At 67.9% G+C, this 14,564-nt stretch carries 9 protein-coding genes; 4 read left to right on the top strand and 5 right to left on the bottom strand.

From position 1 onward, the window contains the following. Nucleotide 1: 1 nt before the first annotated feature. Both NQJ30_RS04265 and NQJ30_RS04260 read right to left on the bottom strand, forming a co-directional pair. Nucleotides 2-745 (bottom strand): DUF5998 family protein, encoded by a 744-nt coding sequence (locus tag NQJ30_RS04265; protein WP_255768501.1) that lies wholly within the window; start codon nucleotides 743-745, stop codon nucleotides 2-4. A gap of 42 nt (nucleotides 746-787) precedes the next feature. Further along, nucleotides 788-3,472, bottom strand: coding sequence for a bifunctional acetate--CoA ligase family protein/GNAT family N-acetyltransferase (locus NQJ30_RS04260; RefSeq protein ID WP_255768500.1), 2,685 nt, complete (start codon nucleotides 3,470-3,472; stop codon nucleotides 788-790). Nucleotides 3,473-3,576: 104 nt separating this feature from the next. On the opposite strand from NQJ30_RS04260, the gene NQJ30_RS04255 reads away from it, so the two are divergent. Both NQJ30_RS04255 and NQJ30_RS04250 read left to right on the top strand, forming a co-directional pair. After that, complete coding sequence (locus NQJ30_RS04255) at nucleotides 3,577-6,087, top strand: DNA gyrase/topoisomerase IV subunit A (RefSeq protein ID WP_255768499.1); 2,511 nt, start codon at nucleotides 3,577-3,579, stop codon at nucleotides 6,085-6,087. Nucleotides 6,088-6,096: 9 nt separating this feature from the next. Next, a complete protein-coding gene (locus NQJ30_RS04250) occupies nucleotides 6,097-6,615 on the top strand; it encodes a DinB family protein (protein ID WP_255768498.1) in 519 nt (172 codons plus the stop codon). Between the two features lie 49 nt (nucleotides 6,616-6,664). On the opposite strand, the gene cydD is transcribed toward NQJ30_RS04250, so the two are convergent. The 3 genes from cydD to NQJ30_RS04235 are packed head-to-tail and all read right to left on the bottom strand — an operon-like array spanning nucleotide 6,665 to nucleotide 12,913. Beyond that, the gene (gene cydD, locus NQJ30_RS04245) at nucleotides 6,665-10,240 is read right to left on the bottom strand and encodes a thiol reductant ABC exporter subunit CydD (protein ID WP_255768497.1); all 3,576 of its coding nucleotides are present in this window, start codon (nucleotides 10,238-10,240) and stop codon (nucleotides 6,665-6,667) included. Between the two features lie 6 nt (nucleotides 10,241-10,246). After that, entirely contained in the window at nucleotides 10,247-11,296 is a 1,050-nt protein-coding gene (gene cydB / locus NQJ30_RS04240) for a cytochrome d ubiquinol oxidase subunit II (RefSeq protein ID WP_255768496.1), read from the bottom strand. A gap of 21 nt (nucleotides 11,297-11,317) precedes the next feature. Continuing rightward, nucleotides 11,318-12,913, bottom strand: a complete 1,596-nt coding sequence (locus NQJ30_RS04235; protein WP_255768495.1) for a cytochrome ubiquinol oxidase subunit I — start codon at nucleotides 12,911-12,913, stop codon at nucleotides 11,318-11,320. A gap of 261 nt (nucleotides 12,914-13,174) precedes the next feature. On the opposite strand from NQJ30_RS04235, the gene NQJ30_RS04230 reads away from it, so the two are divergent. Together NQJ30_RS04230 and NQJ30_RS04225 are read left to right on the top strand one after the other, a co-directional pair. Next, nucleotides 13,175-13,561 (top strand): BlaI/MecI/CopY family transcriptional regulator, encoded by a 387-nt coding sequence (locus NQJ30_RS04230; protein ID WP_190988886.1) that lies wholly within the window; start codon nucleotides 13,175-13,177, stop codon nucleotides 13,559-13,561. 7 nt (nucleotides 13,562-13,568) lie between these two features. Further along, nucleotides 13,569-14,555 carry a M56 family metallopeptidase gene (locus NQJ30_RS04225; RefSeq protein ID WP_255768493.1) on the top strand — a complete coding sequence of 329 codons (987 nt, stop codon included), beginning with the start codon at nucleotides 13,569-13,571 and terminating at the stop codon, nucleotides 14,553-14,555. The last annotated feature ends 9 nt before the right edge of the window (nucleotides 14,556-14,564 follow it).

Raw genomic sequence — 14,564 nt, 5'->3', positions numbered from 1 at the left:
CTCAGCGCTGGTGCCCGCGGCTGAGCCTGTTGCCGAACACGCCGGTCCGGGGCCGGGGCTGGATGGCCTGGCCGGTGTGGAGCAGCGGGGCTGTGGAACCGGTGTTCACGGCCCGGAGGGCGCGGGCAAAGAGTTTGGCATCCTGGACTGCCTGGGGGCCGTCTGCTTCGGCGCTGATGCGCAGGACGATGTCTTCCTGGGCGATGGTGCCGCTGTAGCCGTGGTCAGCCTCGCACTGCGGGTCACCGCAGCTGGCCGGTCCCATGTCCAGGCGCTGGCCGCCGGACCAGGCGATGGCAAGGGTGACTTCCTTGACCGGATCGGAGGGCTTGTAGTTTTGTGGCTGGGAATACATGTAGCTCAGGACCACCGAACGGATCTGCGCCACCGGCACGGACTCGGTGGAGATCTGGGCGACGATTTGTTCGCCGGCCTCATCGAGCTGCTGGTCATCCACGTGGGTGATCACCAGCATGTCGGAGGTCAGGACCAGCACCGTGATGTGGCGGCGGACCTCAGCCCGGTCAAAGTGGGTTTCCAGGTGCACCAGGTGGGCCACGCATTCGCGGCCGTCCAAGGCGTCGTCCACGACGTCAGCCACCAGCGGCGGGTAGAAGCCGGCCTTCTGGAGGGCGTCGTCCAGGCTTAGTGCCTGCGGCGTGTGGCTCTGTGAGCTGTGGGGTCGGGGTGCCTGGTTGTCATTGCCGGGCATGGATGGCGTCGACTGGGAAGGCTGTGAGCTCATGCCCTCATTTTCACAGATCGGCCGGGGACATGCTAACTGCGCTCAGCCCAGCATGGCACGGCGGGCGCTGTCCGTACGCCTGGCGGCGTTGCCGATCCGGATCTCCGCAGCCAGGATGGACAGGCCCTGGGTGCCACATAGGACAGGGTTGAACTCGACAAGCGCGATTTCGGGATGGTTGTCCTTCATCCAGGCCAGCCTGCGGGCCAGGTCCTCGAGGGCGGCCAGGTCGACGGCGGGCAGGCCCTGGTAGCCCGACAGCTTGCGGGTGGCCCGCGGCGCACGGATGAAATCCTTGACATCAGTAACTGAGAGCGGCGGGACCCGGTGGGCCCAATCGTCCAGCAGGTTGACGGCGTCCCCGGCCAGGCCGAAGGAGATTACCGGCCCCAGGAGCGGATCCTCGATGGCCCGGAAGGTGCAGGCCTGCCCTACGGGCGCCATTGACTGCACCTCCAGAGAGGATGAACCATAGGGCGCCAGCGACCGCCGCATTTGCACGATGGTCCGGCGCAGGGAGTCTGCGTCCTCAATGTCCAGCCGCACCCCACCCAGGTCCAGTCGATGCCGGAGGGCCGGATCCGTGGTTTTCAGGGCCACCGGCCACCCGAGCCGGTCTGCTGCCTCAACCGCCTCAGCCTCGGACTCGAACCCGGCGGACGGCAAAACCTGAATGCCGTAGTGCGCCAGCAGTGACGCCGTGGACGCGGCGTCCAAGGCCTTCAGCTCGGCTCCCTGGACATCACGGAGCTGTTCCTCCAGGAAGAAGCCCGCGCTTTCCGGATCGCAGCCAGCGGGCTCCACCACCAGGCCCGGATCCCGGGCAAGCCATTCGGAATAGCGCACGACGGCGGCGAGCGCCGCCACAGCCGCGCCGGGGTTGGAGAAGCACGGTACGGTCAGCGCCCCGGAGCCTACCATACCCTCCACGTAGACGGAGGCATCAAGGATTCCCGTAAAGGCCGCCACTGCCGGTTTGCCGGCTTCCGCTGAGCACTCGGCCAGCACCTCGGCGATGCTGTCCACCGTGAGGCCGCGGGCCGGCAGCAGCGCAGCCACCACAGCGTGGACGGCGTCAGAGGCGAGCGTCTCCCGGAGCTTGCGGCGGAGGGCCGGCAGCGCAACAGACATCCCGGCGTCGAGATCCACGTCGGTGACGATCCCGTGCACGGCCAGCCCGTGGGCTTCGGAGCTGTCGGCCACCACTTTGCCCAGTGCCATGGAGTTGCTGAAGATGGCCACGCCCGGGCCTGCGGGCAGCGGCTGCCCGGCAACAATCTGGGAAACATCCATGAGTTGCTCGACGGTTTCCACCCGGATGACGCCGGCTTGCCGCATCATGGCATCCAGGGCCCCGGCCGGCGCCTGGGTGGTGCGGACGGCATGGCCGGGCGGGAGCCGCAGGCCCATGGTCTCGGACTTGGCCACGACCACCGGCTTGCTGCGGGCCAGCCGCCGTGCGATCCGGGAGAATTTGCGCGGGTTGCCGATGGACTCGAGGTAGAGGCCCACGGCGGTGGTGCCGGCGTCGTCCTCCCAGAACTGCATGATGTCGTTGCCGGAGACGTCCGCCCTGTTGCCCGCCGAGAGGAACGTGGACAGTCCCAGCCGGCGGCGGCTGGACGCCGCGTAGAGGGCCACGCCGATGGCTGCCGACTGGCTGAACAGTCCCAGGCCGCCACGGAGCGGCATCGCAGGTGCCATGGACGCATTGAGCAGAACGTCGGGGTGTGTGTTCACGATCCCCAGTGACGACGGTCCGATGACACGCATGCCGTTGGCACGTGCCTTCCGCACCAGGTCGCGCTGACGCTGCAGGCCGCGTTCGCCGTCGTCCGCGAAGCCGGCGGACGCAATGACCAGCCCTTTGACTCCGGCCGCGGCGCAGTCATCCACCACACCCGGCACTTCCGTATACGGCACAGCGATGACCGCGAGCTGTACCGGGTCCGGGACCTCGGAAAGCTTGCCGTACGACATCATCCCGGCGAGCTCCAGCGCCTCGGGGTTGATGGCATACACCGGCCCCGGGAAACCGCCTTCGATGATGTGTTCGAGCAGTTGGTGGCCTACGGTCCCCCACTTGCGGCTGGCGCCGATGACCGCGATGGACGACGGCGTCAGCAGGTCCCGCACGCTCTTCGCCTCGGCGCGGTGCTCGCGTGACTCCATCACGGCCCGCGATCTTTCCGTGGGACCGATGTTGAACTCCAGGCTGACCACGCCGTCGTCGAAATGGCGTTTGACGTCATAGCCGGCGTCGGCGAAGACCATCAGCATTTTGCGGTTTTCCGGCAGCACCTCGGCGGTGAACCGGCGGATGCCGTTTTCGTGGGCGGCTGCGGCGAGGTGTTCCAGGAGGATGGAACCGATTCCCCTGCCCTGGTGGACGTCCGCGATGTTGAAGGCGACCTCGGCTTCCGTCGGATCATCGAGCCTGTCGTAGCGGCCGATTCCCAGGATTTCGCCGCCAAAGGTGATGACCAGCGCCACCCGGTCCTTGTAGTCCACTTCCGTGAAGCGTTTGACCTCTTTGGTGGACAGCCGGGCCTTGAAGGTGAAGAAGCGCATGTAGATTGAGTTCTGTGACTGTCCGGCATGGAAGGCCTGGACAGCGTCCGCGTCGCTGGGATGAATTGGCCTCAGGTGCGCGGTGCCGCCGTCCCTGAGCACGACATCGGCTTCCCAATGTTCCGGATATTCGCCGTCCCCGGGCTGATCCACCATAGGCTTAGCCTAACCACAAACGGACGCCGCAGGCCCTGCGCCAACAAAACGGCGCCGGAAAACTGCGCCCTGCCAGAGCACCACCAGAAGGATCCACCAGTCATATGGCCCGCCGCCAAAGCCCGCCCCCTGCCGGGGCAGCCACCCAGGATTACGTCGAGAACATCGTGGACATCGATGTCACGTCCGAAATGGAAGGCTCCTTCCTGGAGTACGCCTATTCGGTGATTTACTCCCGGGCCCTGCCGGACGCCAGGGACGGGCTCAAGCCGGTGCAGCGCCGCATCCTGTACATGATGAGCGAGATGGGCCTCCGGCCGGACCGCGGCCACGTCAAGAGTGCCCGTGTGGTGGGCGAGGTCATGGGTAAGCTCCACCCCCACGGCGATACGGCCATCTACGACGCCATGGTGCGCATGGCCCAGGACTTCTCACTGCGCCTGCCGCTCATCGACGGCCACGGCAACTTCGGCTCGCTCGACGACGGCCCGGCGGCCCCGCGGTACACCGAGGCCCGCCTCGCGGCGGCGGCCCTGACACTGACGGACCACCTCGACGAAGACGTGGTGGACTTTGTCCCCAACTACGACAACCAGCTGACCCAGCCGGACGTGCTGCCGGCCGCGTTCCCCAACCTGCTGGTCAACGGCGCCACCGGCATCGCCGTGGGCATGGCCACCAACATGGCCCCGCACAACCTGGTGGAAGTCATCTCAGCGGCAAGGCACCTGATCGCGCATCCGGACGCCACCCTCAATGACCTGATGCGGTTCGTCCCCGGACCGGACCTTCCGACCGGCGGCCGCATCGTGGGCCTGGACGGTATCCGCGACGCGTATGCGACCGGGCGCGGATCTTTCAAGACCCGCGCGAAGGTGGAGATCGAACAGCTCTCCGCCCGCCGCACGGGCCTGGTGGTCACCGAACTGCCGTACATGGTGGGCCCGGAAAAGGTGATCGAGAAGATCAAGGATGCGGTCAACAGCAAGAAGCTGACGGGCATCAGTGACATCGTGGACCTCACAGACCGCAAACACGGCCTGCGCCTGGTGATCGAGCTGAAGAACGGCTTCAACCCGAACGCGGTCCTCCAGCAGCTCTACCGCTACTCCCCCATGGAAGATTCCTTCGGCATCAACAACGTGACGCTGGTGGACGGCCAGCCGCAGACGCTGGGGCTGGTGGACTTGCTGTCCGTGTATGTGGGCCACCGCATCGATGTGGTACGCCGCCGCACGACGTACCGGCTGGGCAAGAAGAAGGACCGCCTGCACCTGGTGGAGGGTCTGCTGATCGCCATCGTGGACATCGACGAGGTCATCCAGATCATCCGGTCCTCGGACGAGGTGGCCGCCGCCCGCGAACGGCTGATGTCCATCTATGACCTCACCGAAATCCAGGCCAACTACATCCTGGAACTGCGGCTGCGCCAGCTGACCAAGTACTCCCGGATCGAGCTTGAAAAGGAACAGGACGAGCTGCGCCGCGAGATTGCCGAGCTTGAGGCCATCCTGGGCTCGGAGCAGCGGCTGCGAGAACTTGTGTCCACGGAACTGGGCGACATCGCGGAAAAATACGGCACGCCCCGCCGGACCGTGCTGCTCGAATCCGAGGCCGTCTCCCCCACAGTGGCCGCCGCCCTGGCTGCCGCCCCCGGAGTGAAGGGCAAAGCCGCGCCGCTGGCCCTGGAGATCCCCGACGATCCGTGCTGGGCGATCCTGACCGCGTCCGGCCAGATTGCCCGCACATCCAACCAGGACCCGCTGGCCGAGTCGGGACCCCGCGTCCGGCATGACGTCTTCCGATCGGTGGTCAGGACGTCCGCCCGCGGAGAGATCGCCGCGGTCACCTCGCAGGGGCGCATGCTGCGGCTCCAGGTCATGGACATGCCGGTACTGCCGCCGATGTCAGGCCTGCCCAACCTGGCGGGCGGTGTCCCGGCCAAGGACTTCATTACCCTGAACAAGGGTGAGTCGCTCGTGGCTTTCGTCCCGTTGGACGAGGTCCTGGCCATCGGAACGGTCCAGGGCGTGGTCAAGCGGGTCCAGCCGGATTACCCCCTGAACCGCGAGGACTGGGAAGTCATTGCCCTCAAGGACAAGGACACCGTGGTGGGCGTCGCTCCGGCCGGCTCCGACGACACCGACCTCGTGTTTGTGACCCGCGAAGCGCAGCTGCTCCGGTTCAGTGCGGCCAACGTCCGCCCGCAGGGCCGCACAGCAGGCGGCATGGGCGGCATCAAGCTCGGCGCCGGCGACCACGTGGTGTTCTTCGGTGCGGTGGCCCCGAACGATGACGCCGCCGTCGTGGTTACCATCGCGGGGACCGACGGCGCCCTGCCGGGGACCGCGCCCGGCGCCGCGAAGGTGACCGCTTTCGCCGAGTATCCGGCCAAGGGCCGCGCCACGGCGGGTGTCCGCGCCCACCGGTTCCTCAAGGGCGAAGACACCCTGCTGCTGGGCTGGGCAGGGCACGGACCGGCCAAGGCATCCTCGCTGGCCGGCGTGGCCAGGTCGCTGCCGCAGGAACACGGCCGGCGTGACGGTTCGGGCATTCCGCTGTCCCAGGCCGTGGATGCGGTGGGACCGGCCATGGCCTGGGCCGATCCGGCCTAGACTGCTGCCATGCCTATCACTCCTGACCAAAAGGACTGGACGTGGGTGCTGTCCCGGCCATGCCCGGAATGCTCCTTCGACGCTTCCACCGTCACCCCTGCCACCGTGCCGGGGAGTGTGGAGAACATGCTGCCGCGGTGGCGGGCCGTCCTGCGCCGCCCCGAGGTGGCGGAACGTCCGGACGAGGGCACTTGGTCGGCGCTGGAGTACGCCTGCCATGTCCGCGACGTCTTCACCCTGTTCGACCAGCGGCTGAACATGATGCTGGAAGCCGAGGACGCGCGCTTCGAGAACTGGGACCAGGACAACACAGCCATCGAGAAGGACTACGGCAGCGCCGATCCGGCGGTGGTCAGCACCGAACTGACAGCCGAGGGCGAGCAGATCGCGGAGTCCTTCTCCAGGGTCCGCGAGGAGGACTGGGGCCGGACGGGCCTGCGCGGCAACGGCTCCGAGTTCACCGTCCTGACCCTGGCCCAGTACTTCCTGCACGACGTGGTGCATCACTTGCACGACGTCGACGGCTGACACTATGGCGAATAACAGCCTGGCGAATAACAGTCTGGCAAATATCGGCCTAGCGAAGGCTCCCGGCCGGAGACGGCACCCTGACGCTGCCCGCGCCACCGGTCCGTGAGGCCGCGGAGAGGTCCAGCAGGGTGTCGGCCGGATGGATGTCGGCCGGGTTGTGGGTCACCATGACCACCGTGCGGTCCATGAGCCCGGCGCGGAGGTCGGCCAGCATGTCCCGTCCCGCCGCCGCGTCCAGGTGGGCTGTGGGCTCGTCCAGCAGGATCACGTCCGCGCCGGTCAGGATGGTCCGCGCCACCGCGAGCCGCTGCCGCTCACCACCGCTCAGGAATGAGCCGCCCGGCCCGATCCTGGTGTCCAGTCCGTCAGGAAGCCGTGACACCAGGCTGTTAAGGCCGACGGCGGCCAGCGCTGCCGTCAGCTCCGTGTCCCGTGCTGCAGACGGGAGCGCTACGGACGGAAGTTCTGCGGAGGTGGGTGCCGGAGCAGGCAGGCCCAGCAGCAGGTTGCCGCGGAGCGTTGAATCGAACAGGTGCGCCTCCTGGGGGCACCAGGCCGCCGTCCCGGTCACCGCTGCCTTGCCTGCTGCGGCCGGGAGGAATCCCAGCAGCACCGCGAGGAGCGTGGATTTGCCGGCACCGGAGGGACCGGTCACGGCCAGCCAGTTCCCGGGCACGGCTGTCGCCGAGACCCGTGAGAACACCGTGCCGCCGCCTGGCCACGCTGCCGAAAGGTTAGAGAGTTCCACTCCCGAGGCGCCCCCGTCGCGGGCAGGGACGTGGTGCAGCCCGTCACCTTCCGTTTGCCCGGCTGCGTTGGAGTCCTCCCCGGCTGCGTCTGCCTCCAGCACGCCGGAATCCGCGACCCGCCGCATGACCGCACGCAGGGCGGGGAACTGGCGGACCGCCGTCGTCATGGCTGCATAGGGTTCCACCAGCGCCAGTTGCAGGAGCACCATCACCGCGGCCGTGGCCGGTTCCATGGCGCCGGAAATGACCTGGGGTGCGGTGAGCACGGCCGCCGCGAGTGCCGCCGTTCCGCACGCAGCCACTGTGAGGGCCTGGCCCAGGCCTTCCGCCCAGGCGGACCGCTGGGACGCCCGGGTTGCCGTGCGGTCCTCGGAGCGCAGGGCATCCAGGACTGTTGCGGCGATGCCGTTGGCGTGCAGCTCCGCCCGGGCGTCCAGGGCAGCGGAGGTGCGCCGCAGCACACCGGCGCGCAGCCGCTGTTCCGCGGTGGCGGACTGCCTGTCGCCCATGAGCGCAGCTGCGGGCGCCACGATCAGGCTCACGGCGGCGGCAATGGCCACCGCAGGCAGTGCGGCCGGCGCCACCAGGGTGGTGGCCAGCAGTGCCGAGCCGGCCACCGCAAGGGCAGTCACGGGCGGCAGGACAACGCGCGGCAGCAGGTCCCGGATGGTATCGACGTCGTCAATCACCGTCGCCAGGACGTTGCCGCCCTGCAGGAGCCGCCGCAGTGACAGGGCCTTGCGGCTCAGCGATTCCCAGAGGCGGCCGCGGAGCCGGGTGAGGGCGCTGAAGACGGCGTCGTGCAGCAGGAGCCGTTCCCAATAGCGCAGGACGGCCCGCCCGATCCCGAAGAACCGTACGCCGACGATGGCAGTCAGCAGGTAGAGGATGGGCGGCTGCTCGCTCGCCCTGATGATGAGCCAGCCGGACAGCCCGGACAGGGCCACGGCGAAGATCGCGGCGAGCGTCCCCACCACGGCGGCGCCCGTGAACCGGCCGGCCACCGGGGCCAGGAGGCCGCTGAGCAGCTTTGCCGTGGGAGCCGGGCGGACATCCTCTGCCACGGGCACGCCGTGGCCGGGGGTTACGGTAGCCGGCTGATGTGCACCGCCGCCGGCTGCGCTGTCGAGGCTCGCAGTACAGTCCAGTCCTGCTGCAGCCTCCGCCGCGCGCGGCATGGCAGCGGTCCTGGACCGTGCCGTGATGCCGCGGGCCGAGACGGGCACCAGGTGGTCGGCCAGTTCGCGGGTCTGTTGGTCGTGGGCCACCAGGATCACGGTGACCTGGCCGCGGAGGGCGCGGACGGACTCCTGCACCAGCGCGGCTGAAACGGCATCCAGGTGGGCGGTCGGTTCGTCCAGCAGGAGGATGGTGGCACCGGCCCGGATCCGGGCCAGGCCGCGGGCCAGGGCCACACGCCGCAGCTCCCCCGGGCTCAGCTCGGCGGGATGATGGCCGGCAAGGTGCCCGGCGGCAGCCGCGGCCAGGCACTCCCGGGCCGCATCCTGCGCCTCGTGGTCCGCCACATGCCCGGATCCGCCGTTGATGTACAGCGTGACCTCTTCGAGGACCGAGTCCGCCACCATGACCGGGTGCTGCGGAACCCAGGCGACTGCGGCCCGGTCAAAGCCGGCCAGGTGCCCGGACACTTCGGTTCCGCCGCCGTGGCCCACTATGCCGGCGAGCACGCCGAGCACTGTGCTCTTGCCCGCGCCGCTGGGGCCGTCAAGGGCCGTGATCCGGCCCGGCGGGGCGGTGAAGGTGAGAGGCCCGACGGCGGCTGCCGACCTGCCCGCGTGGGTGACCGTGAGATTGGTGACAGTCACCCCGGCGGGGCCGACGGCGGAAGGCCCCGTGCCGTCGTCGTCCGCGGGACGGATACCGCGGGCAGGAACTCCGGCGGACGCCGCCGCGGTGCGCCCTGCAGGGAGCGGCTGCGGCTCGGGCGCCTCGGTAACTGTCCGGGTGGCTGCGAGCGCTGCCCGGCCGTCGTCGCTGGCGTGGTGGGCGGTGCCCAGTTCGCGCAGCGGCAGGTAGCAGTCCGGTGCGAGGATGAGCGCCAGGAGGCCGGCTTCGAGGGCCATGTCGCCGTGGACCAGGCGGACACCGATGAAGACGGCCACCACGGCCACGGAAATGGTGGCGATGAGTTCCAGGGCCAGGGCGGACAGGAACGCGGTGCGCAGCGTTCCCATGGTTTTGGTCCGGTATTCGTCGGAGATTTCCTCCAGGGCCTTGCGCTGGGCGGTGGCACGGCCCAGGCCAACCAGCACGGGCAGCCCCTTGGCCAGCTCCAGCATGTGGGCGGACAGCCGGGTGAGGGTTTCCTGCGCCTCCCGGACGTGGTCCTCCGTGTACCTGCCGATCAGCACCATAAACAGCGGGACCAGGGGAACCGTCAGGACCACCACCACGGCACTGACCCAGTCGGCGAAGAGGATGCGCGCACCGAGGAGCAGCGGGATCGTGGCACAGTTCACCAGCGCGGGCAGGAACTGGGTGTAGTAGCTGTCCAGCGCGTCCAGGCCTCGCGTCGCCAGGACGGCCAGGCCGCCGTCGCCCGGGCCGGCACTCCGGGCGCCGTTCCGCAGCGCGCGGGCCAGCAGTTCCTGCCTTAGCTCTTCCTTGATGCCCAGGGCGGCGCGGCGGGCGGCGATCCCCTGCGCCCATACGGTGACGGACCGCAGGACAACGCCGGCCAGGCCCCACGTCAGCTGGTCCTGCCAGGAGGCGCTGACCGTAGCCAGCCCCGCCAGCATGGCCGCCACCGCCTGGCCCATGAGGACCAGGGAGAGGGCTTTCAGGGCTGACAGCAGGCCAAGCCAGTAGATGGCGGAACGCGTGGCCGGTCCGGCCGGGAAGTCTGGGCGCACGCAGGTTCAGCCCTTCGTGGTGAATGCCCGGGCGGCAACAGCCGGCAGGAAGCTGTGGGCGGCCGGGATGTGCGCAGCGCTGACCCGGCGGCGGAACACCCAGTACGTCCACGCCTGGTAGGCGATCACCAGGGGGAGGCCGAACGCGGCCACCACACTCATGAGTCCCAGGGTGTAGTCCGAGGAGGAGGCGTTGGCGATGGTCAGGTCAAACATGGGGTCCAGCGTGGAGGGAAGCACCACCGGGAAGACTGCACCGAAGATCGAGGCGCTGCCCAGCACCAGGAACCCGCCCATTGCCGCAAAGGCGCGGCCTTCGGATCCGCGCTTGGCCAGGAACCATGCCGCGACGGCGGCCACCACCGCCAGGAGCACTGCCGCCCAGGTCCACGGCTTGCCTTCCAGGAACTGGATAACCAGGGCCCAGGCAGCCAGCGGAAGCAGCAGGACGGGCAGCAGCCGGACGAACCAGGCGCGCGCCCGGTGCCGCACATCGCCGTCGGTCTTCAGCGCCAGGAACGCGAGCGCATGCAGGAGGGAGAACCCCACCACGGCCAGCCCGCCCAGGACGGCGTAGCCGCTGAACCAGGCCATGGCGCCGCCTTCGCGGTCGCCGTTCGCGTTCAGCGGCAGGCCGGTGGTGGTCAAGGCCAGCGCGGCGCCCACGCCGAAGGCGGCGAAGAAGGAGCCCAGCGCGATGGCCCAGTCCCAGCGTGCACGCCAGCTGTGGTTGTCCACCTTGCCACGGTATTCGAAGGCCACCGCACGGAAGATCAGGGCCACGAGGACCACCAGAAGGGGCAGGTAGAGGGCGGAGAACAGCGAGGCATACCAGAGCGGAAAGGCCGCGAAGGTGGCGGCGCCGGCCGTGATCAGCCACACCTCGTTGCCGTCCCAGACCGGGCCGACGGTGTTGAGCAGCACCCTGCGCTCGGTGTCGTTCCGGGCGAACAGCTTCATCAGCATGCCGACGCCGAGGTCAAAGCCTTCCAGGAAGAGGTAGCCGGTCCAGAGCAGCGCGATGACAATGAACCAGATAGTGGGCAGCAGTTCCATATCGAATATCCTCTGCTCTGCTTAGTAGGCGAATGCCAGGACGTCGTCGGCGGGTTTGGCGGGGGCGTCGGGGCCCGGGGTGCCGTCCGGGTGCTCGTCAGCCGGCACGCGGGCCAGTTCCGGCATCGCAGAGACCACTCCGCCGCGGATGTATTTGACCAGGAGTTTGACCTCCACGACCAGCAGGACTGCGTAGACAGCGGTCAGGACGATGAGTGAGGTCAGCAGTTCACCGGCCGACACTCCGGGCGAGACGGCCGCCGCGGTGAACATAAACACCTGGTCGATGCCGTTGAGGTCCGGGTTGGGCGCCACGACGAAGGGCTGCCGGCCCATCTCGGTGAAGATCCAGCCTGCGGCGTTGGCGCCGAACGGGGCCAGGATTCCGAAGACTGCCAGGCGCATCAGCCAGGGAGACGCGGGTACGGTGCCCTTCCTGGTCAGCCAGAGGGCCACGAGGGCTGCCAGCGCCGCCAGTCCGCCGAAGCCGATCATCATCCGGAAGCCCCAGTAGGTGACCTCCATGACGGGCACGTACTGGATTTCCTGGCCGGCACGCTCGCCGTAGATGGGGTTGTCCGGCAGGTGCGTGCCGTAGTCGGCCTTGTACTGGTCCAGGAGACCGTTGACGCCCCTGACCTGGGTGGTGAAGTCACCGTTGGCGAGGAAGGACAGGATGCCCGGCACTTCGATCACAGCCGTGATGTCGTCGCAGTTCTTGGACCCGAGGTTGCCCACGCTGAGCACGGAGAAGCCCGTGCCGTCGTGGCAGGCAGCCTCGGCCGCCGCCATCTTCATGGGCTGCTGTTCAAACATCAGCTTGCCCTGCAGGTCGCCGGTGACGGCGGTGCCCGCGAACGAGATCATGGCCACGATGGCGCCGATACGCAGTGAGCGGATCCAGACTTTGTAGTCCGTCTTGTCCCGGCCGGGAATCGAGGCTTCGCCGGGAACCACCCTGCCGTCCGGACCGATGGTGTCGATGCCGTCCTTGCGCCGGCGCCAGAGGTGGTACCAGGCGATGCCGAGGAGGAAGCCGCCGGCCACGGCCAGGGCGCCCATCAGGGTGTGCGGGAAGGCCACCAACGCGGTGTTGTTCGTGAAGACTGCCCAGGCGTCCGTCATGACCGGCCGGCCGTTGATGATTTCCGCGCCCACCGGGTGCTGCATCCAACTGTTGGCCACAATGATGAAGTAGGCGGAGAAGACTGATCCCACCACCGCTATCCACAGGCAGGCGAGGTGGATGGCCGGCTTCAGTTGCTTCCAACCGAAGATCCACAGCCCCAGGAACGTGGACTCGACGAAGAACGCCAACAGCGACTCCAGTGCGAGCGGAGCCCCGAAGATGTCACCGACGAACCGGCTGTATTCGCTCCAGGCCATGCCGAACTGGAACTCCTGCACGATGCCGGTGGCCACGCCCATGATGAAGTTGATCAGGAACAGCTTGCCCCAGAACTTCGTCATCCTGAGGTACTCGACCTTGCCGGTCCGGTGCCAGATGGTCTGCATGACGGCCACCACCAGGCCCAGCCCGATTGTCAGGGGCACCATCATGAAGTGGTACACGGTGGTGATGCCGAATTGCCAGCGTGCGATTTCCAGAGCTTCCACAGCAGTCCCTCGGGGTTGGGGTTCAACTTCTACGAAACGTAGAACTCTTACTTCTACAGAGTGTAGAACAATGCGGCAGGCACTGTAAAAACAAGACTTGCACGCCCTCCCGGCCCCTACAAGGCCGCGCAACCCGCCGTGTTCTACCGGACGTAGAAACTCAGGCAAAAAACAGGTAAATTTGATTGTGTATCTGTAGTCAAGAAATGCAGGCACCGCGGCGCTCAGCCTGCGGATGCGGGAACAAGAAGGATGTAGGCAATGGCAAGTCTTGGGGAACTGGAACGGGCAGTGATGGACCTGCTCTGGGCGGGCCACGAAGCAGCCACCGCAAATACCCTGCGTGACAAGCTGGCAACCAGCACGGAGGCGAAAGGCGACGCTGCAGGCCATGAGGGTAAGGAACTTGCCGTCACCACCGTGCTGACGGTCCTCTCCCGGCTGGAGAAAAAGGGCCTCGTCGAGCGGGAACGCGGCACCAGGCCGCACCGCTACCAGGCGGTTTCAAGCCGGGAAGAACACACAGCCGAACTAATGCACGAAGTGCTGGGCTCCGCCCCGGACCGCGAAGCCGTCCTGGCGCAGTTCATCGGGTCTGTTACAGAAAGCGAAGCCGAAACACTGCGCAAACTGCTCGGCCACGTCTAGCGGGCCGATGTTCTGGACCTCATACCTCCTGGCGGTCCTTGCGATAGTCCTGGCGTGGCCAGTGCCTATCTTTCTTTCGCGTGCCCAGTGGCCGGGCCGGTCACCTTTCACCGCCATGCTTCTCTGGCAGGCCATTGCTCTCGCCGGCGGGCTTTCGATGATCGGTGCCATGCTGGTCTACGGGCTCGAGCCGGTGGGCGACAACCTGCTGGCCGGGCTCCGGGCCCTCGCGGGCATGGTGCTCTTTAATGCGCCCACCACGGCGCTGGGCTTCTGGCATCTGTTTGCCCTCTCCGCGGCAGCACTGCTGACCGCGCACCTGGTTTTCACCCTGCTGCTCACGTATTACAAGATCGAGCGGCAGCGCCGGCGCCACCGTGAACTGCTGGCTCTCCTGGCCTCACCCTCCGCAGAGGGGGCAGGAACCGTGGTCATCAGCCACGACTCCCCCGTCGCCTACTGCCTGCCCGGCGGGGCACGTTCGGTCACTGTGCTCTCCGACGGCCTCATGGCAGCCCTGGAGCCGGCCGAGCTGCGGGCAGTCCTGGGCCATGAGAACGCCCACCTCAACCAACGCCACCACCTGCTCCTCTGGGCGTTCGCCGCCTGGCGCCAGGCGCTCCCCTGGCTTCCCACCACCCGGCTGGCCCAGGAGTCGGTGAACTCGCTCATCGAGATGCTGGCTGATGACGTAGCGCTGAAGTCGGAGAGCCGGGCAACCCTCATCAAGGCCATAGCAATCGTGGCCAGCGGTTCGGCGGGGGGCGGCGCTTTCCGCCCGGCCGGCCGGGCAGGCCTGGCCCTCGACGGACTGGAGGCCGCAGCCGGTGTTACCGGCTCCGACACCGCCCGCACCACGGCTTCGCGGGTCAGCCGGCTGTTGTCGCCTCAGCCTGAACTTTCTGCCACGGCCCGCGGCTCGGTCCTGGCCGGCTGCATCCTGCTGCTGGCACTGCCCACGGCCCTGCTGATTGTGCCCGGCCTGCTGGGCTAAGCAGGCCGG

Source organism: Pseudarthrobacter sulfonivorans, assembly GCF_024391045.1.
Lineage (GTDB): Bacteria > Actinomycetota > Actinomycetes > Actinomycetales > Micrococcaceae > Arthrobacter > Arthrobacter sulfonivorans_B.
Note: the sequence above shows the minus strand (reverse complement) of the source record. Positions and strands in the feature narration are given on the sequence as shown.